The organism is Nocardia aegles (genome assembly GCF_052545135.1).
In genome coordinates, this window is record NZ_JBQWRI010000003.1 from 129,677 (window position 1) to 148,957 (window position 19,281).

At 67.8% G+C, this 19,281-nt stretch carries 15 protein-coding genes; 6 read left to right on the plus strand and 9 right to left on the minus strand.

The genetic code is table 11. From position 1 onward, the window contains the following. Window positions 1–204 precede the first annotated feature (204 nt). Window positions 205–381 carry a hypothetical protein gene (locus ACT89H_RS10595; RefSeq protein ID WP_445108384.1) on the plus strand — a complete coding sequence of 59 codons (177 nt, stop codon included), beginning with the start codon at window positions 205–207 and terminating at the stop codon, window positions 379–381. Between the two features lie 51 nt (window positions 382–432). Further along, on the plus strand, window positions 433–720 hold the full coding sequence (locus tag ACT89H_RS10600; RefSeq protein ID WP_445108385.1) for a 4a-hydroxytetrahydrobiopterin dehydratase: 288 nt from the start codon (window positions 433–435) through the stop codon (window positions 718–720). A 271-nt stretch (window positions 721–991) separates the two neighbouring features. On the opposite strand, the gene ACT89H_RS10605 is transcribed toward ACT89H_RS10600, so the two are convergent. Continuing rightward, window positions 992–2,221, minus strand: a complete 1,230-nt coding sequence (locus tag ACT89H_RS10605) for a mannosyltransferase (protein WP_445108386.1) — start codon at window positions 2,219–2,221, stop codon at window positions 992–994. A gap of 318 nt (window positions 2,222–2,539) precedes the next feature. On the opposite strand from ACT89H_RS10605, the gene ACT89H_RS10610 reads away from it, so the two are divergent. Together ACT89H_RS10610 and ACT89H_RS10615 are read left to right on the plus strand one after the other, a co-directional pair. After that, window positions 2,540–3,340: an Rv1157c family protein gene (locus ACT89H_RS10610; RefSeq protein ID WP_445108387.1), complete on the plus strand. Its 801-nt coding sequence runs from the start codon at window positions 2,540–2,542 to the stop codon at window positions 3,338–3,340. Between the two features lie 129 nt (window positions 3,341–3,469). Further along, the gene (locus tag ACT89H_RS10615) at window positions 3,470–3,847 is read left to right on the plus strand and encodes a hypothetical protein (RefSeq protein WP_445108388.1); all 378 of its coding nucleotides are present in this window, start codon (window positions 3,470–3,472) and stop codon (window positions 3,845–3,847) included. Between the two features lie 31 nt (window positions 3,848–3,878). Here the strand turns inward: ACT89H_RS10615 and ACT89H_RS10620 are convergent, their stop codons facing one another. From ACT89H_RS10620 to ACT89H_RS10650, 7 genes are all read right to left on the minus strand, one after another. Beyond that, on the minus strand, window positions 3,879–4,592 hold the full coding sequence (locus tag ACT89H_RS10620) for a DUF1906 domain-containing protein (RefSeq protein ID WP_445108389.1): 714 nt from the start codon (window positions 4,590–4,592) through the stop codon (window positions 3,879–3,881). Window positions 4,593–4,772: 180 nt separating this feature from the next. After that, window positions 4,773–5,900 (minus strand): hypothetical protein, encoded by a 1,128-nt coding sequence (locus tag ACT89H_RS10625; protein WP_445108390.1) that lies wholly within the window; start codon window positions 5,898–5,900, stop codon window positions 4,773–4,775. A 293-nt stretch (window positions 5,901–6,193) separates the two neighbouring features. Next, on the minus strand, window positions 6,194–8,143 hold the full coding sequence (locus ACT89H_RS10630) for a vWA domain-containing protein (protein ID WP_445108391.1): 1,950 nt from the start codon (window positions 8,141–8,143) through the stop codon (window positions 6,194–6,196). A gap of 13 nt (window positions 8,144–8,156) precedes the next feature. Next, entirely contained in the window at window positions 8,157–9,551 is a 1,395-nt protein-coding gene (locus tag ACT89H_RS10635; RefSeq protein ID WP_445108392.1) for an ATP-binding protein, read from the minus strand. 108 nt (window positions 9,552–9,659) lie between these two features. Then, window positions 9,660–11,441: a hypothetical protein gene (locus tag ACT89H_RS10640; RefSeq protein WP_445108393.1), complete on the minus strand. Its 1,782-nt coding sequence runs from the start codon at window positions 11,439–11,441 to the stop codon at window positions 9,660–9,662. A 227-nt stretch (window positions 11,442–11,668) separates the two neighbouring features. Beyond that, window positions 11,669–12,697: a transglycosylase SLT domain-containing protein gene (locus ACT89H_RS10645; protein WP_445108394.1), complete on the minus strand. Its 1,029-nt coding sequence runs from the start codon at window positions 12,695–12,697 to the stop codon at window positions 11,669–11,671. A gap of 195 nt (window positions 12,698–12,892) precedes the next feature. Beyond that, window positions 12,893–15,349: an FHA domain-containing protein gene (locus ACT89H_RS10650; RefSeq protein WP_445108395.1), complete on the minus strand. Its 2,457-nt coding sequence runs from the start codon at window positions 15,347–15,349 to the stop codon at window positions 12,893–12,895. 689 nt (window positions 15,350–16,038) lie between these two features. Here ACT89H_RS10650 and ACT89H_RS10655 point away from each other — a divergent pair. Both ACT89H_RS10655 and ACT89H_RS10660 read left to right on the plus strand, forming a co-directional pair. Next, window positions 16,039–16,938 (plus strand): alpha/beta fold hydrolase, encoded by a 900-nt coding sequence (locus ACT89H_RS10655; RefSeq protein WP_445108396.1) that lies wholly within the window; start codon window positions 16,039–16,041, stop codon window positions 16,936–16,938. Between the two features lie 423 nt (window positions 16,939–17,361). Then, on the plus strand, window positions 17,362–18,516 hold the full coding sequence (locus ACT89H_RS10660) for a transcription termination factor Rho, short form (RefSeq protein ID WP_445108397.1): 1,155 nt from the start codon (window positions 17,362–17,364) through the stop codon (window positions 18,514–18,516). Between the two features lie 40 nt (window positions 18,517–18,556). Here ACT89H_RS10660 and ACT89H_RS10665 read toward each other — a convergent pair whose 3' ends face one another. Continuing rightward, window positions 18,557–19,255 (minus strand): MerR family transcriptional regulator, encoded by a 699-nt coding sequence (locus ACT89H_RS10665; protein ID WP_445108880.1) that lies wholly within the window; start codon window positions 19,253–19,255, stop codon window positions 18,557–18,559. Between the last annotated feature and the right edge of the window lie 26 nt (window positions 19,256–19,281).

Below are 19,281 nucleotides of genomic sequence, written 5' to 3' on the forward strand. Positions count from 1 at the left end.
TGGAGCCTACGGTGCTCGGTGTCCGGCGCGCACGGACGCTCCGTGGTTACGCAGGCTGCCGGCTCCGGGGCCCGACGCACACGCCGGGCTTCCTGCGAAGAGGTGGGGAATCGAAACTCACCAGACATCGCGGCGAGCTATACCCTACCGCCAGTCCGCTCGGAGCACCGTTTCAGCCTTTGCACTAAGGGTATGCTAACCGCTGTGGGCAAGGTCAAAGCCAAGAAGGTTTCGAGCCTGAAACCGAAGAAGAAGTGCTGTCGCAAGAAGACGCGCTGCGTGAAGTGCCCCGTGGTCATCATGCGGATGAAGAAGTGCGAAGCGGCCGGTGTCACCGGCAAGGATCTGAAGAAGGCACTCGAGCGGGCGCGCGCAGCCTGACCCCGCCGCTCCCTTCCCAGGGTCGGCCCGAGGCGAGTAGTAAGGAGTGTTATGGCGCAGCAGGCACTGCTCTCCGATACCGAAATCGCCGAAGCTCTCACCGAATTGCCGGAGTGGTCCAGATCAGGCGACAACCTGACCCGTACCGTCGAGGCGGCCACCTTCCCCGCGGGCATCGAACTCGTGCGCCGCGTCGCCGAGGTCGCGGAGGAGACGAACCATCATCCCGACATCGATATTCGCTGGCGCAAGGTCACATTCAGCCTGTCCACGCACTCCGCCGGTGGGCTCACCGCGCTGGACGTCGCGCTGGCCCACGAAATAGATCGGCTGTGTTGAATTTGCCGCGACTTCGTCGCGGCGTGTTCGCGGCCCTTTTGTGGCTCGCGTCCGAGTGGCCGCCGCTTGCTCCTTCGTCGCCTACGCGGCGGCCACTCGGACGCGAGCCGGGCCGCGAACGGAACATGCTCGATCTCGCTCCGCTCGGAAGACGTGGTCGGGGTGAGCTGGGCGCGACAACAGCGAATCTGCGGCGCTCGGGCGCACGAACGCTCGGGGGAGTTCGGCAGCGGCGGCGAGTTTCCGGGTGATCGTCAGTCGCACACGAAGGCTATCCGGCGCGCGCGGGGCCTTCTGTCGTCACACGACTTGATTCGTCCTCGACCGATCGGGTGTACCGAGTTCCGAAGCGGATCACCCAGAGGTAGAGCACCACGACGCCGAGCACGTCGACGGCGCCGAGCCAGGCCAGCACGCCCGGGCGCGAGATGGTCCAGATCGACCCCTGGAAGAACGACAGCACCCACGGCACGCCGACGAGCATGGTCACCAGCCAGTACCCGGCGATGATCCGCGCGCCGGGCGCCCGGCGCAGCGGCCCGTACACCAGCCAGAGCACCGTCGGCAGCAGCCACACCCAGTGATGCGACCACGAGATGGGCGAGATCATCAGCCCGAACAGTTGCACCACGATCAGCGTGCCGAGCCGGTCGTCCCGGTCGAGCGCGCGCCAAGCCAGGAACGCCAGCGCCGCGACCACGAGCACGGCCGCGATCCACCACGGGCCGGACTCCACGTCGTAGCCGAGGATCCGGCTCAGCGCACCGCGCAGCGACTGGTTCCACACCGACCCCACGGGGCCGATCCGGCTGGCGTCACCGAGCAGTGTGCCGAAATACTGGCGGGCCTCCACCGGGGCGATCAGGAAACTCAGCCCTACCGTCGCGCCGAAGACCACGGCCGACCAGGCCACCGTCGCCCAGCGCCCGCGCGCGACGAAATACAACCCGGTGATCGCGGGTGTCAGCTTGATACCCGCGACTATCCCGACCAGCCCGCCGGACAGCCACCACCGGGAGCTGCGTACCGCGAGCATCCCACCGAGCACCAGGAAGACATTGACCTGGCCGTAGTCCATCGTGGTTCGCACCGGCTCCAGCCAAAGCCCCACCGCGGTCCAGCCGACGGTGGCGGCACGCCACTGCGGCGTGCGCAGCCGCTGCGCCCCGAACAGCAACTCGAGACTGATGTGCACCACCGCGTACAGCGCCGCGGCGATGGCCAGCAACCAAGCCACCGCGACCAGGGTGAACGGCAGATAGTGCAGCGGGAAGAAGACCAATGCCGCGAACGGCGGATAGGTGAACGGCAACGGGAAGTCCGGCGTCTTCTCCGCATAGGTGAAGTCGTAGAGCTGATCGGTCAGCAGCGCGGCCGATCCGCCGACGTAGACGTGCAGGTCGACCAGATTCATCCCGTTCGGGGACAGCAACATCCACAGCAGCCGGGCCAGCACGGACAGGCCCAGCACCAGCACGGCCCATCGAAGATGACGATTCAAATCGCTGGCTTTCGGCTCGAGTGCGGTGCGTAGGTGGGCGCGCCCGGACTTCGATGTTCTGGCGACAGCGCGGGCGGCACCGATTAGATTAGCCGCAGCGTGCCTCCCGTCGGTTCCACCCTCGAACCACCGATAACATTCGCATCAACTTTCACATCAGTAACACGAGGGCGCGGTATCTTGCTAACACTGATCGTCCACGGCGCCTTCCGGACCCCGCGGCTGTACACCTAGCCGCGATGTCCCTAGAGTGACCCCCGAAACGATGCCTTTTTGCAATCGAACCCTGATGTAACCGAGGTAAGGACGGCCAGACCAGTGCTTCGCACCCGAGGATCGCGGATCGCGTTGTCCGCACTCGTCATCGCGGCGAGTGCGACGCTCGCCGCGCCGACGACAGCAATCGCGGCCCCCGTGACGGCCCCCGCGGCGACTACGAACACTGTTCCCATGGTTCCCGAAGGCGTTCCGGTCGACGCGCTCGCCGCGCTCGCCCCCGCCATCGTCGGCGCCATCGCGGGCCCCGCGGATATCGCGAGCCCAGCAGGCATCGCGGGTCCGCAGTCGGCCATCCTCGATCAGGCGCGCAGGCTGCTGGCCACTCTGAACCTTCCGCCGCAGATCAAGTCCACGCTGGAACAGATCATCACCTTCCTCGACGGTAGCGGCGGCGGAGGTCCCGAGGTGCCGAAGGACGGCCCGGTGATCGCCCAGTTCCTGTATCCGAGCATCGGCAAGGGCTGCATCGGCCCGTCCGCTGATTCGGTGGGCACCGCGCTGGCCGTGCCCGGGCCCGCCACGCTGCCGCCGCCTGGTCCGCGGGCGGGTCAGACCGGGTTCGTCTTCACCGCGCTCGGCACCAAGGGGCCGACGCCCGTGCAGGACCCGCCGATGACGGTGCAGTGGCTGAACCTCGACACCCGCCAGTCCGGCGTCCTGCCGCTGACCGACGCGGCCAAGATCAACCCGGACGGCCCCGCCACGCTGTCCGCGATCGCCGACACCGGCAACGGCCGCGTCGTCGCGGTCATCTCCGGCTCGCTGACCACCAAGTCCGCTGACGCGGAGGCGCGGACCTGCTCGTTCCTGCCGACGCTCGGGTTCTTCACCGTAGGCTGAGCTCACGTTCGAGGGCGGCGACTCCATCGGGGTCGCCGCCCTCGGTCGTGCCAAGAGCTTCGCTCGTACCAGCGAACGGATCCGCTCTGCCGCTTACTCGAGTGGCCGGACTGTGGTAGACCGCTATCTATGGCGACCACCGATTACTCGAAATCCACGGACTGTTCGAGACGGCCGGGTCATTCGATCCGGAGCAGGCGCTCGCACCGTTCCATCCTGTCGATCCGCTCGGAGGGGTCGATCCTGTCGATCGGCTCGGCGTACTCGGTTCTGTCCATCGGCAGCGTGGGCTCGGTGCTGTCGATCGGATCCGTGGGATCGTTCGGGTCGACGATCTCGTCATTCTCGTTCGCCAGCCTCGGTTCCGCGTTCTCCGGTCTGTCCCGGTGGTCGCTGTTCTCCTGGCTCGGCGACCACGAGGCCCCGGACGGCCGCCCCTCCCTGCGGGTCGTCCCCGATGACGAGCCCGACCTGCGCGTTACCCCGATCAGCCACTGTCAAACGTAAATCGGAGAACAGACAGGAACGCGACCCGCTTTCACCACTGCCCGTATTCGGGGGTGAGCACATTGTTCACATCGATCCCCACCCCGTCGATGGATTGCTTGTCGATCTCGAACTGGTGGAGGTTCGCGGCGGGGTGCACGAAGCCCTTCGGCGTGCCCCAGTTGTGCTGCCAGTACCAGGAACCCAAGCCCGCGGCGCGAGCCAGCTCGATCGTCGGGGTGTTCGCGTAGACGCCGGTGTTCTCCGTGCCGAGCACGGACTGCCAGCCCAGGAGGTATGGCGCGATCATGGTGGCGAAGTCTGCCGCGGAGGGATTGTCGTCGATGGAGGCGTAGATGGGCACGTTGTCCGGGCCACCGGCGGCGCGGTGCAACGCGAGCCCGCGCTCGGCATGCCGCTTACCCGCTTCCAGGCCGCCACGCCAGTCCGCGGTCGGCCCCTTGCCGAACTGGTAGCACGAGACGATCTGCAAACCCGCCGCTTTGAGGTCGTCGACCTCCGCGGATCGCAGCGGTTTACCCGCCATCCACTCGGCGCCGGGCCTGCGATCGGACACATAGCGGATCACGCCGATATGTCCGGCGTCGCGGATCGCCGTGGCGGAGGGAATACCGCCGGCGTAATCGATGAGGGTGCCGAGCGCGGATCGCGCGGAGGCGGGAGCTGCCGCGGCGGTCGCCCCGACCACGGCCGCCGCGGCCGCGTAGGCGAACAGATCACGGCGGGATACCGAATTGGAACGCATCGTCGACTCCTTCGCGCAACCCCGAGATGGATGGCAGCGTGCCCGGCGCACCTTCCCCAGATCTCATCGCGCGCCGGGAGCCTCGAACGTGAACTCATTTCACCATATTCACACTGGAACCGCTAGACCCAGGAGAATCACGTTTCACATTCGCCACACGCGCTCAGCGCCGCGACCGGCTCATACACTGCTGTCGATGCGCGCCGCGACGTCGATGGTGCGCATCGCGGGGTCGGCCAGTTCTGTGCGGATCACCGCCGCCACCTGGGTCAGAACCTGCTTCTTTATCCCGGCGAGCGCACCGAGGGCGGCCGCGCGGACACCGTGCGCGGTGAACACCATCCGAATGTCGGCCGGGTCGGGCGGCGGCACGTCGATCACCACGCACAAGGGATCGGCCGCCCGGGCGATGAGCAGCAACGGCACTTCGACGTCGGCGCGATAGCGATTGGCTTTCAGCACGTAGACCGTGATGTCCAGGCTCACCGGCAGTGTCATGTCGAAAGCGACCGGCTCGGCCGACCGGTCCGCCAGTCGCGGCATCCGCACCTTTCCCTGGACGGTCACGACGACGCCGGCGCGCGGCCCCATCCGCAGCGGCCCGACCTCGATCCGCCGGTCCGCCAGCCGTTCGACCACGTCGCCCACGCGTTCGCGCGTCACAATGCGGGAAAAGAACCGATGCCCGAACTCGTCGTAGCCGATCCAGTCGAACGCGCGCTTGCTCCGATGCGCCGAACGCCGGCCCGCGACCATGGCCTCGATGTCGAAAACCAGCCCCCGACGGGTCTGTGGGTCGGCCAGCATCGCGTTCACCCGGGAGGCGACCTCCCGCTGCACCACACCCGCGATCGGGTCGAGCAACCATTCCCACGCCGACTCCACCGCTTGGGCGCGCAGGACGAAGCTGATGTCCCGCTGGGTGATCGGCGGGATGTCGATGACGATCAGCACGGGTTCAGCGGTGCGGGCGTGCAGGATCAGATCGATCTCCACCCTGGCCTCCAGGCGCAGCCTCCGGCCGCCGAGCAGCACCTTCACTGTGAGCGACACCGGGACGGTCACCTCGAACGTCACCTTGGGGCCGCTGCGCAGGACACGAGGGGCGCCGACCTTCCCCTCGGCGACGAAACCCGCGAGTCCGGCCGGGCCGATCGAAACCGGGCCGATGGTCATGCCGCGGCCCGTCATACCGGAGATGGCGGACTCGATACGAGCGGCGTTGACGGCGTGCGTGACGAAACGCTCGCCGAACTCGGCGTAGTCGATCCAGCCGGGCGCACTACCCGGTTCGTCGGTCGGATGCATTGCTAGTTCCGCAACCCTCACCTCTCGATGGACATCCGACACGGTACGCGACCGGTCTTGTCCCATCCCGGAACACACTGCCCAGTCCGAGATCCCCGTCCTGCCGATGAGGGGGAAGCAGGGCGGGGACCGGTAGCGGCGCTGCCGGGCACCGCCGTCTCCATCGTAGGGCTATTCGCCATGCCGTTTCACCCGCATAGCGGACCTCGCCGCACTCGTTGCAGCCGACCGGAGCCGTATCCGGTCGGCTCCGGCGCCATCAGCGGCTGTGGGCAGGTCAGCGAGCCGCGTCTTCAGCGCCTGCCACGCAGGTAGTCGCTGACCACGGCGGCGCCCAAGCCGTCCAGATCCGGTGCCACCACACGGCCGCCGCTGCGGCGGGCCACCAGGTCGACGAACGCGGCCAGGCGCGGGTCATCGCCGAGCATGAACACCGTCACCGAAGCACCCAGCTTGGCCAAGGCGTCGACCTGCGCCATCGTCACGGCGAGTGTGCGTTGCGCGGGTGGCCAATTGAAGTAGCTCTCCCCGTCCGGCTCCAGGTGGGCGGTCGGCTCACCATCGGTGACGACGAGCACGACCGGCACCGCGTCCGGGTGCCTGCGCAGGTGCGCCGCGGCCAGCAGCAGTGCGTGGTGCAGATTGGTGCCCTGCTCCCACACTCCTTCCAGTGCGGTGAGTTCGCCGATGCCGAGGGTGGTCGCGTGCCTGCCGAAGGTGATCACGCTCAGGGCGTCGGAGCGGAACCGGGTGCCGATCAGATGGTGCAGCGCCAGAGCCGTGCGCTTCATCGGCACCCATCGGCCGTCCTGCACCATCGACCAGGACGTGTCGACACACAACGCGACGGCAGCCCTGGAGCGCTGCTCGGTCTCCATGATCTCGACATCCGAAACATCGAGCCGCACCTGCCGATTGCCGGTCGACGCCGATCGCAGCACGGCATTGCGCACGGTCCGTGATACGTCCCACGGCTCGGTGTCGCCGAAGCGCCAAGCCCGGGAGCCACCGGTCGGCTCACCCGCGGCGCCGGTCAGGGCCGTGTCCCGGTCCCCGCGCCGAGACCGCAAGCGCCCGACGACATCCCGCAGCGCCGTCTCGCCGAGCCGCCGCAAAGCCTTGGGCGTCAACCGGAGCGAGCCGTCCTGTGCCCGCTCGAAGATGCCTTGCCCGCGCAATTCGCGCTCCAGTTCGGCCAGCCGCGCGGCGTCCACGCTCGCGTCCGCGCCGAGGTGACGCTCCAGCGCCTCCAGGTCGATGTCCTCGAGCCGGGCGCCGGCGTAGGACTGACCGAGTTGCTCTGCCAGCGCGTCGAGTTCGGCGAGGTCCTGCAGAGCCTGCGCGCCCGCGCCGAGGCCCAGCGGATCCTCGCCGCGGAACCGCCGCGCGGAACTCCAGTCCTCGCCGGGACGCAGCGCTCGCAGATGCGCGTCCAGCGCGGCGACCTGTTGAGCGATCGCCGGATCACCGAACGCTTGGCCGATCAGCTCGGACAGCTCCGCCCGCTGCTGCTCGGACATCGAATTCATCATGCGCTGCGCGGCGGCGGCACGAGCCGCGAGCGCGTCGACCAATTCCTCGGTGTCGCGCGGGTTCTCCGGGAAGAACTCGCCGTGCTCGGCCATGAAATCGGCGAACCGCTGCTCGGTGTTCTCGCCCCTGGCGTGGGCGGCGAGCAGATCGTTCAGGTCGGACATCATCCGCCTGACCCGCTCCACGTCCTCGGCAGTGGTGTTCCGCAACGCCTGCTTCATGCCCTGGAAGCGCGATTCCAGCAGCTCGCGGCCGAGCAGGTCGCGAATTTTCTGATAGTTCTCGCGGCCGGTCTCCGATCGCCATGGGTAGTCGGCGAGTTCGGTGACGGCGGCGGCCGTGCTCGACGGCAGGGCGTCCAGCCGCGCTTCGGCGAACCTGGCGTCGTCGGAGGGGTCGGGGAACAGCGCGCCGCGCTCGGCGTCCAGTGCCGATTCCAGCAGTTCCCGGACCTGCTGCAAGGTGCCGTCCAGCCGGTGGCTGCGAGCGATCTCCGTGCGGCGCTGCCACAACCGGCGAGTCAGCTCCTCCAGCCCCGGCATGGTGCGGGTACCGCGCCGCAACAGCTCTTGCAGGGCGCTGCGCGGCGAGCTGCCCTCCATCACATCGCGACCGATCCGGTCCAGTGCCTCGCGCAGATCGAGCGGGGGCGCCAGGGGATCGGGCCCCTCGTGGTACGGGCCGTAGGAGTAGCGATCGGGGATCGTCACGACGCGTCGCCGATCATCGGCCGTACACCGCCAGACCGTCGTCGGAGTCCTTCGCGATCTGACGCGCCAGGAAGAGCGATTCCAGCGCGAACTCGACAGCCGAGGCGATCCGGGGTGGCGGATCGGCCGCGTCGACGCCCAGCCGCGCGGCGACTTCGTGCAGGACGGGCAGTTCGGGCAGTGCCGAGAGAACCTCCGCACCGGGCACGCGTTCCCCGGTGGTGACCAGGTGCCCGTCACCGACCGCCGCGGCCAGCGGCCGCAGGTCCAGTCCGCCGAGCAGCGCCCGCGCGGTCTCGGAGAACGAGCGACGCAGCAGATGGGTGAGATGCTCCTGCTCACGCCCCTCCTCGCCGGACTCGAACTCCAGCTTGCCGCGCAATACCGCGGGGACGGATTCCAGATCGACCGGACGCGCCACGGCGGGACTCTCCCCCGTCACCGCGGACCGGCGCAACGCCGCCGCCGCCACCGTCTCGGCCGCGGCCACGGCGAAACGCGCTGAGACGCCGGACCGCTGGTCGATCGCGGACGACTCGCGCAGCTGCCGCACGAACCGGGCGAGCACCTCGATCAGCGGATCGCCCACCTCTGCCACGAGCTCGGCCTCCTGGCGCACCAGCGCCACCTCCGCCGCCACGCTGAGCGGGTAGTGGGTGCGAATCTCCGCGCCGAACCGGTCTTTCAGCGGCGTGATGATCCGGCCGCGGTTCGTGTAGTCCTCCGGGTTGGCGGTGGCGACGAGCAGCACGTCCAGCGGTAGCCGCAGGGTGTAGCCGCGGACCTGGATATCGCGTTCCTCCATCACGTTCAGCAGCGCCACCTGGATGCGTTCGGCGAGGTCGGGCAACTCGTTGACCGCCACGATGCCGCGATGCGCGCGCGGAACGAGTCCGAAGTGGATGGTCTCCGGGTCACCGAGGCTGCGGCCCTCGGCCACCTTCACCGGATCGACATCGCCGATCAGGTCACCGACGGAAGTGTCCGGCGTGGCGAGCTTCTCGGCGTACCGCTGCGAGCGATGCCGCCACGCTACGGGCAGATCGTCGCCGAGTTCGGCGGCCAGCCTGCGACCGGCCGGGCTGATCGGGTCGAGCGGATGCTCGCCGAGTTCGGCGCCCGCGATCACGGGCGTCCATTCGTCCAGCAGGCCGACCAGGGTTCGCAGCAGCCGGGTCTTGCCCTGGCCGCGCTCGCCGAGCAGCACGACGTCGTGTCCCGCCAGCAGGGCGCGCTCCAGCTGCGGCACGACCGTCCGGTCGAACCCGACGATGCCGGGCCACGGGTCGCCGCCGGAACTCAGCAGCGCCAGGAGGTTCTCGCGGATCTCGGTCTTCACGCCACGCGGCAGGTGGCCGGCCGAACGCAGTTCGCCCGCGGTCGTGGGCAGGTGTTCGGGAACTTTCACGAATTCGACGCTACGTCCATTCCGCCGCCGGGTCGACCGAACTTGCCGATCAGCCTGATCAAGCGGGTGAAATGCGGCGCCGAACCGATTATCCGACGGCCGGTCGGATCATCGGGTGCTGAGCTGAGGTTCGCTGGACGGGTGCGGTGCGGTCGCGGCGGCGGTGTCGTCCGATTCCTGTGTGATCGCAGCCGGATTCACGTCTTCGGCCGGCGTCACCTGTTCCATCCGCGGCGAGTGGTCGTTGCCATCGGCACCGGGGATGTAGTGCTGGGCCATGCTCGTACCGATCGGTGCCGGCGCACGACCATTCGACTCCGGGTGCGTCTGGGCGGCCTCCGAGCGCTCGACGTGCTCGACCACCGCCTCCGCCGTGTCCCGCGCCGCCGACTCCGGCGTCTGCGAGCGAACGATCTGCTTCGTGACCACCTCCGCTGTGTCCCCCGCCGACGACTCCAGCGTCTGCGAGCGAACGATCTGCTCGGTGACCGCCTCCGCCGTGTCCCGCGCCGACGACTCCAGCGTCTGCGAGCGAGCGGCCTGCTTGGTGACCGCCTCCGCCGCGCCGTGATCCGTCGGCTCCGTACCCGCCTCGGCGACCTCGCCGCGGGCACCGTGCTCGTCGGCCGCCTGTGCGAATCCAGGCGGCTCGGACCCGTCGGCGGTGGGGGGCTCCGGCTGCTTGCCGGACCGGATTCGGTCGAGGGTCTGTCGCACCGCCGCCGCCAGACGCGCGTCCAGGACAGCCTCGTCCGGACTGGCGTCGGCAGCCGCTTCCGGACCGCCTTCAGCAACCGCGGAGACCCGTTCGACCACGGGCAAGGGCGTCGTGGCCAGCCACAGCTCCGTCAGTTCGGGCGCCGGGGCAGCGGGTGAAATGACTCGCTCTTCGGTGCCGGGTTGCTGCCCTGCCGGGGGGCGCTGTTGCTGCTGTGAAGCGTCGGCGGCCGGGACCACCGCACCCTCCTGACCCGATGCGGTCGGTTCGCTCGCGCGGTGTGCGGGCGCGGTGGGCTCCATCAGGATGCTCGGCAGGATCTGGTTTCCGGCTCCGCCGACCTGGGTGAGCGCGGCGAGTCGTTCCTGGAGATCCTCATGATCGGGCACAGCGGCCGTCGCCTGCTCGATCGCGCGCCCGTATCGCTCGGCGACGAGCCGGTGGGTGACGAGGGCGACGCCGATCATGATCGGCGCGATCGCGTGGATGCCGATTCCGGCCACATCTCCCGACCTGAAGTACGGGAAGGTGTTCAACGCGATACTCGCCGTCAGCAAGACGCCCTCGACCGTGTAGACCTGCCACAGCCGGTCGATCACACCCCACTCGGCGGTATCGCCGGTGGACAGCATCAGCGCGACGAGCACCGCGCTGATCAGCGCTTCCAACCCGTAGGACAGCCAGAACATCGGATTGGTCGCGCCACCGGTCGGCGCGATGTTCTGCTGCACCGTGACCGCGGAGAACAGCATCGAGAACGCGACGACTCCGGCCAGCAGCCCCAGCACCCGCGGCTTGCGCTGATGAAGGCGAGCGACTTTCGCGTGCGGGCTGCTGCTGTGCCGCTGCTCACCGATCGCCTGCGCGGCGCGCAGCAAGTCGGCGGCTTCCCGTTCGGCCAGTTCGGCGGCCGTGCGCCGCACCCGCTCCGCGGCGTCGGCGGCCGCCTGGATGCGCGCCCGTTTCTCGTGGCGTTCATAGTCACGTACGAGTTCGGCCAACTCGCGGGAGGCGGCGAGTTCACGCTCGGACAATGCTTCGAGCAGCGCCGGATCGTCCTGGTGCGCCAACCGCTCATGCGCGATCTGCACCCGGTCCGGCAGCGCGCCTGCCACCAGATCATCCACCGGCGGCGCCCCGGTGGGCGCGTGGGTCGTGAAACGACGGAACATCAGCAAAGAACCTTTCCGACGGTCGAGTGTTCCAGACGCAGCGCGCCATAGCTGCCTCGGCCGTCGACCACATCCGCCGAACCAGACGACCGACCCGGCCGAGAACGAAAAGATAACTCGTCATCGAAATCCGTTCGAGCCGACGAGCAATCGGGCCGCTCAGGGGCGGCGGGACGAATCCGCCAGGACGACCCCGGCCCTATCCGGATCGCTCCTCGCCCCCGGACTCAGTAGCCTTTCGCCGAACGATTCGGATCCGCTTGCTGAACCTTCACTTGCAGATCGTGGCCGTCGCGGGAGACACCGTACCGCTCTATGACGTAGTTCATGCTGGCGGCGACATTGGCTACCGGATCGTGAATGTTGTCGGAGGTTCCCGCGACATGGTAGGCCTGGAAGGTACCGGGGATCGTCTGGGTAAGCCCCCTGGACGCCTGACCGGCGGCAGCGTTGCTGTCCCAGTTGTTCACGGCGTTGGGATTTCCGCCGGATTCTCGTTCGATCAGCACCCGGTAGCCGCGCTTCCAGTACTCGCGGGCCACCGGATCGGTGATGCCGAGCGCGTCCAGCGCGCCGTCGATCGCGGCGTCGACCGAGACGTTGCCCCGGTAGCGGGCGTAATCGGCAGTCGTCGCGGCAGGCACGAAGCCAGGGCCCGGTGAATAACTGCGCTGCATGTAGTCGCTCGGCACGTAGTTGCCGCCCGCCGACGCGGGGGTGTATGTGGGCGCGGAGCCGTCGATGTTCTCGGCGTGCGCTTGCACGCGGTCGGTGGCCTTCGCGATCTCGTCGTGCACGTCGTCGATCGTCTTCAGCACGGCGTTCGCCAGCCTCGTCTCGACGTCCGTAGCGATGTACCGCTTGCCCGGACTCGCCCCAGGAGCCGCGTCCAGCGTCGCCTGCAGATCTGTGACGTGTCGCCGGACCGCGGCGAAGGTGCCGCTGGAGATGTCGTAGGTGCCGTAGGCGGACAAGTCGACGTTCTCGTCTTGCTTGCGGATGTCGTTCTTGATGTCGTCGAACTCCTGCGTGCGGTGGGCGTAGCCCTCGGCCATGACCGATTTCGTCTCGTCGCCGGTGACGAGCTTCTCGTCGCGCAGCAACTTCACCACATCCGGAGCCTGCGAAGGCGAACCCGTCGCCAGCAGATCCGCCGACGTCTGGATCGTCTGGCGGCCCACCTCGACGACCGCCTTCAGGCCGGGACTCGCGTCCTCGGGCGGGTCCAGCCGCACCACCCAGCGCTCGATGCTCATCGACGCACCCGAGTCCCGGCCGGTCGCGGCCCTGCGAACAGCAGCATCACCTCATGCCCGACAACACTCGTCAGGCCGTGCGCAGCTGCCAGTCCCACAGCGTCGAGTATTCCGGTGATGGCGCACGTCGCTTTCCCGTCCTTGGGAGCAGCAGCCCGCTTCGAACAGCCCGCGTCGGCGCGGTGCGGGAAAGCGTCAGATCGTTGCGGGACGGCGGGCGCCGCGCCGCCGGGGACGCAGCTGGTACAGGCGATACCAGGCCAGCGCGAGGAAGACGGCGCCCAAACCGGCGACGACTCCCATGTCGAGCAGCCAGGTGCCGATGGTGTGTTTCCACATCGGGTCGGGTCCGCCATCGTGCGGCGAGAGGGTGTCGAGGTCGAGGGTGGCGGCTCCCGCACCGAACCCCCAGCGGGCCGGCGCCAGGTATGCCAGCTGCTCCAGGACGGGAGTGCCGGGCAGCCGTACCAGCCCGCCGGTGAGCACCAGTTGCGCCATGGACAGCACGATCAGCAGCGGCAGCGTCTTCTCCGACGTGTTCACCGCCACCGACACCAGCAGGCCCAGCGCCAGCGACGAGATGCCGAGCAACGCCATCGCCAGGATCAGTTCCACCTCGACCGAGGTGAACAGCCCCTTGGGGGGCATACTGACCCCGATGGTGCCGATCAAGACGAGCACTACCGCCTGGAGTGTGGTGATCACACCCAAAACCAGCAGTTTCGACATCAAATAGACTCCGGCCGACAGTCCTGCCGCGCGTTCTCTGCGATAGATCGTCTGTTCCTTGACAATCTCACGGATCGAGTTACCGGTACCGACGAAGCATGCCGCGAACGCCAGAACCATGAGCTTGGTCGCGGCGTCGACGTTCGTTCCGGGCGCCCCGGTGAACCCCTGCCCCGCCGGCACGGCAGCGATCAACCCACCGAGCAGCAGGGGCAATACCCCGAGCAACGCCAGATAGCTCCGGTCCGAGGCGATCACCGCGAGGTAGCGCCTGCACAATGTGCTGAGCTGGCTCAGCTTGGACTGCGAGGGGGGCGGTGGCGCCGGTGTGTGCACTTGCGCCGGGCCGAGTTCGTCGGTCGGGCCGATCGCCACGTAGCGCTCGAACCGTGGCGAGTCCCGGAACTCGCCGGCCCAGTCTCGTTCTTCCTCGCGGTCGAATGCCTGGAACACCTCGGCCCAGCTCGCCGCGCCGAACTGCTGCAGCCCTTCCGCGGGCGGTCCGTAGTAGGCCAGCCGGCCACCGGGCACCAGAACCAGCAGGCGGTCGCAGGAGTCGAGATTCGCGACACTGTGCGTGACGACGATGACCGTGCGCCCGTCGTGCGCCAGTTCCGACAGCATTTCCATGACCGTTTTGTCCAGGCCCGGGTCCAGGCCGGATGTCGGTTCGTCCAGGAACAGCAAGGACGGTTTGGTCAGCAGTTCCAGTGCGACGCTCACCCGTTTGCGCTGCCCACCCGAGAGCCGATCGATGCGGGTATCGGCGTGCCGCGCCAAGCCGAGCTCGTCGAGAACCTCGTCGACCCGCTGCTCGCGCTCCTCGCTGCCCGTGTCACCAGGGAAGCGCAGCTCGGCCGCGTAGAGCAGTGCCCGCCGCGTCGGAAGCTGGTTGTGCAGAATATCTTCCTGCGGGACGAGTCCGATGCGGTGGCGAAGTTCGTCGTAGTTGGCGTACAGGTCGCGGCCGTCGTAGCGGACCGTCCCCTCCGTCGCGGGCCGCAATCCGGTCACCGCGCCGAGCAGTGTCGATTTGCCCGCCCCGCTCGGCCCGATGACCCCGACGAGAGATCGCGCCGGGATGGGGAATCCCACCCCGTCCATCAGCACCTTTCCTTCGGCTGTCCGCACGGTGAGGTTCTGCACCGAGACCGATACGTCACCGGTGTCGACGAACTCGCGCAGTTCGTCGCCGACCAGCCGGAAGGTGGTGTGCCCCATGCCGATCAAGTCGGATTCCGACAGGTCGGCGGCGTCGACGCGGGCACCGTTGACATAGGTGCCGTTGTGGCTGTCGAGGTCGACGACCTGGTATCTGCCCGCACCGATGGTCCGCAACTCGGCGTGCCGGCGGGAGACCATGAGATCGTGCACGACGATGTCGTTGTCCGCGGCGCGTCCGATCCGCAGAGTGGGCGACGTTATCCGGACCACAGCGCCGGGGTGGTCCGCCGGCGGGGCCGATCGCGACACCCGCCGGGGCAGGCCCGGTTCGAACTTCGTGACCGTGGCTTCGTCGTCGAGGTCGTAGCCGGGATTCGGCACGATCATCGTGTCGCCGCCGGAATCGCCATCGGATTCCTGGCCGGGTGACGTTTCCACCGAGCAAGCCAATTTCTCGCCGTCCACGGCGTGTCCGAGTTGGAACGTCTCGTCGTGATCGATCACCATCCGATCGACGCGGTGACCGTCGAAGAATGTTCCGTTGAGACTGTGCGCGTCCTCGATTTTCCAACCGTCCACATCACGCTCCAGAACGGCGTGCAAGGACGAAACCCGCGGATCGGAGACAACGATATCGGCCGCCGGATCGCGACCGACGTTATAGGCGCCCCCGGCCCGTAGCCGATAGACGCGTTCCCGCGTCTGCACTACGAGGACCGGCGCCTCGGAGAATCCCGTGGAGGATGATCCATCCGCCATAAAGGGAGTATACGACCGTGCCGCACGGTCACCGCAATAGTCGCGCACGCCTCGATCTCGTCGCGATTGGCACTCCCGCACTATCGCTCTCCGCCGCACCCACCGGGCCGACCAGCGCACATGGCTGCGAACAATGGTGTGCAACGCTGTCCGCACGCACCTGATCACGCGGGATGGCGGAAACGCCAGTCGAATTCGAGGATTCGAAACGACCGCGCCGCCACAGCCCGATATGCGAAGCCCCGAACGGGCTGGATGCGACAAATCGCGCATTCGTCCGAGACACAGATCGGTACCGGTTTCGGCAATCCCGATCGTTCGATATCGAAAAATTCTCGGCGACGGCCCGATTACCATTCCGGCCACCTCCGACTGTCGCAATCCGATCTCACTTGCCCGCAACGGAATCGGCTCACCGCCCGGGGTTGGACACCGCCTGGTGACGCGGTGATCCCACTTCCGGTGAAACCCGGAATCCGCCCACGAGTTCGCTCGAGCAGCAAGGCCGCAACACGTTATCGCACCGGATCATCCCGCTCCACGCACAGCCACCGGGCCCGCCGGAGACCACGACCAGCACGCGAATGCGCACCAGCGGGTGCGCTCGGTCGACCCCCGTCCGATTCAACGTGATATGGTCACACCACAAAACGTGGTATACTCATACCACAAAAGGCGAGGGAGGGCTCATGCCGAAGATCGGGCGATTCACCAGTGACGAAGCGAAGGACACCTTTCTGCGCGCCTATGACGTACTGGCGGCGAACTGGCCGGTGCCTTCCATCCAGCACAGCGTCGAAACCTCGTTCGGGACCACAGCGGTACGCGAATCGGGAACCGGGCCGGGCCTGCCGATCCTGCTGCTGCCGGGCATCGGCGGCAACGGCCAGGTCTGGCACCGGTTCATCGAGGATCTGTCGCGCGACCATACGGTGTACACGCCCGACGTGATGGGCTGGGCAGGACGCTGCGAGCAGACCGCACCCCTGCGTGACGGTGCGGACGTCGCGAAATGGCTGGTCGAGGTGCTCGACGAGCTCGGTGTCGACCGCGTCCACCTGGCCGGAAACTCCGTCGGCTCCTGGATCGCGATTCTCGTCGCCGCACTGCACCCCGAGCGGCTTGCGAGCCTGACCATGTTCGAACCGGGCGGCGCGACCTTCGTCAAGCCGCGATGGCGAGTGTTGCTCAGGTTCCTCGTCGCGGGCATCCGGCCGACACCCGAGCGGATGCGAAAGTTCAGCAAGTGGCTCAATCCCGGCACCGCACTCACCGACGACGAGTTCGCGATGGTCATGGCGTTTTTGAAATTCCGCACGGGTATGCCATGGGAGCAGCCGCTCACCGCCGAGCAGTTGGCCGCTGTCACCGCGCCGACGCTGGTGCTCTTCGGCGCCGAGACGGTGGCGAACGACCTCGAGGTCGTGCCTGCCCGGATTCGCGAGCACATCCCGTCGGCGGACATCGAAATCTATCCGGGCATCGGACACGATGTGCTCTGGGCCAATCCCGGCCAGGCCATCCCACGCTTCCTCGACTTCGTCGGAAGACACGATCAGGTCCGAACCGCGGATCCGATGGGTACGTGACAATTCCGGGCGGCGGACCGCCGCCGCTGCTGGGCCCGGGTCTTCTTGCCCGGAACTCGACGTGGTGGCGGCGCCCCCCGGTTGGCTGATGGTCGAATCCGCTTGACGTGGTTGTGCGGCAGAGGTTCGACCGCACCGTGCCGGTCGGGCGATTCAGCCGATGTACGAGGGGAATAAGCGGCACTATTGCGTGTTGCACTTGGTGCCGCTATGGTTGGTGCGGTCTCCATCTTGTGGATGTAGGTGACAACTCTCCCTCCCACGAGAATCCATATTCGCCACGGCGGCCTCGTCTGCCGAGAACTGGCGGCATGCGCGCACTGGACAGATTCCAGCCACATACGCGCACACATCGAACGCCCTTCCCAGTAGGCGGCATTCGCGGCGACCCGCCGCATCCACGACTTCCCCAGGAGAAAACCCGTGCAAGACAACATCATCGGCACCGACGACCAGTCGGCCGGCGAGGACCGTACTACCTCGGTCACCGGCATCATCGACATCATCCACAACCACGCCACCCTGCACGTCGACGGCTATCTGCCCGGACCGCGCGACGCCCACGTGCCTGCGCGTTCGGTCCGCGAGCACGGCTTGCGTCGCGGCGATACCGTCACCGGCGCAGTCGGATCCAAACGTGACGGCGCCAAACTCCCACCGCTGACCCGAATCGACACCATCAACGGCCTGCCACCCGGCAACGCCACAGCGCGACCGCACTTCGCCGACTTGATCCCCATCTATCCCCAGGACCGTCTACGGCTGGAGACCGAGCCGCATGAACTGACCACCCGCATCACCGATCTGGTCATGCCGATCGGCAAGGGCCAGCGCGCCTTGGTCGTCGCGCCGCCCAAGGCAGGCAAAACGTCTGTGCTGCAAGCCATTGCGCACGGCATCGCCAAGAATCATCCCGAATGCCAATTGCTGCTGGTACTGGTCGGGGAACGCCCGGAAGAGGTGACCGATCTGTCCCGCGCGGTGCCGGCCGAGGTCGCTGCCGCGACCTTCGACCAGCCGGCCCACGAGCACATCGCGCTCGCCGAACTGGCCATCGAACACGCCAAACGCCTCGTCGAGATGGGCCACGACGTCGTGGTGCTGCTGGACTCGCTGACCCGGCTGGCGCGCGCCTACAATCTGGCGGCCGCCGGGTCCGGCCGCATCCTTTCCGGTGGCGTCGACGCCGGGGCACTCGCGCCACCGAAGAAATTCCTCGGCGCCGCCCGCAATATCGAGCACGGCGGCTCGCTCACCATCATCGCCACTGCCCTGGTCGAAACCGGCTCGCTCGCCGACACCGTGATCTTCGAGGAATACAAGGGAACCGGAAACGCCGAACTGAAGCTCGATCGCCACCTCGCCGACCGCCGTCTGTTCCCCGCGATCGACATCGACCGCTCGAGCACCCGCAAAGAGGAACTGCTGCTGTCCGCCGACGAGCGCACCGCCACGTGTTCCCTGCGCAAGACCCTCTCGGGCCGCGACCCGCAGCAAGCGCTCGAACTGCTGCTGACCGGCCTCCGGCAGACCGGAACCAACCCCGAATTCCTGACCCAGATCCGCAACGCGGGCTGACACGGCTATGTATCCGCTCCTGCCGCCTCGCGGGTCCTTCCTATCGTGTCGTTTCCAGCATCGTGAGGTAGGCATCGAACTGGGCCGCGCCCGCGAGAAGATTGCGGCTGCGCGTGGTCAGCCGGTCTTGCCAGGAGTCGAGGAACGCACTCAACGCCTCCGCCCCGCCTGCCTCGCGCAGCGACTCGATGAACCGCGCGACCTGCGCCAGCAGGTATCCACCTCGGCGCAACTGGCGTGCGATCTCGGCGTCGCGCACACAGTCCGGTCCGTATTCGCGGTAGCCCGTCGCCGGGTCGCGTTCGGGACGCAGAATGCCCTGGGTTTCCCAGGTACGCAAGGTCGCCGGGTGTACGCCGATCCGGCGCGCGAGTTCGCCCACGGTCAGCGGTCGGCCGTGGCCCGGGGTCGGCGTCGTGGTGGACAGGCTGCCCAGGGCCGTTGCGACTTCGGTGCGGGTGTCGCGTTCGGCGCGCAGCGCGACATGCGCGGCGTCGATGAGCCGGTAGGCGGACTCGGTATCCCCGCGGTTGGTCGCGCGCATGATCTCCATCGCCCGCTGGTGCCCGTGGCCACCGCGCAACGCGAGGAAGGCACGTAGGGCCTGCGCGTGCAGAAGCGTGTAGCGCCGGTAACCGGCCGCGCTGCGCTCGGTCGGCGGCAGGATGCCCTCGTCGTCGTAATTGCGGATCGCCTGTGCGGACAGCCCGTGCTCCCGGGCGAGATCGATAGGTCGCAGCTTGTACCTCCGTTTGAGACTTTGGT

What these genes read in the sequence shown, in the direction of transcription:
- ACT89H_RS10600 (WP_445108385.1), top strand. Translation starts at nt 433, where the DNA reads ATGGCGCAGCAGGCACTGCTCTCCGATACCGAAATCGCCGAAGCTCTC.
- ACT89H_RS10615 (WP_445108388.1), top strand. Translation starts at nt 3,470, where the DNA reads ATGGCGACCACCGATTACTCGAAATCCACGGACTGTTCGAGACGGCCG.
- ACT89H_RS10620 (WP_445108389.1), bottom strand. Translation starts at nt 4,592, where the DNA reads ATGCGTTCCAATTCGGTATCCCGCCGTGATCTGTTCGCCTACGCGGCC.
- ACT89H_RS10625 (WP_445108390.1), bottom strand. Translation starts at nt 5,900, where the DNA reads ATGCATCCGACCGACGAACCGGGTAGTGCGCCCGGCTGGATCGACTAC.
- ACT89H_RS10640 (WP_445108393.1), bottom strand. Translation starts at nt 11,441, where the DNA reads ATGTTCCGTCGTTTCACGACCCACGCGCCCACCGGGGCGCCGCCGGTG.
- ACT89H_RS10645 (WP_445108394.1), bottom strand. Translation starts at nt 12,697, where the DNA reads ATGAGCATCGAGCGCTGGGTGGTGCGGCTGGACCCGCCCGAGGACGCG.
- ACT89H_RS10650 (WP_445108395.1), bottom strand. Translation starts at nt 15,349, where the DNA reads ATGGCGGATGGATCATCCTCCACGGGATTCTCCGAGGCGCCGGTCCTC.
- ACT89H_RS10655 (WP_445108396.1), top strand. Translation starts at nt 16,039, where the DNA reads ATGCCGAAGATCGGGCGATTCACCAGTGACGAAGCGAAGGACACCTTT.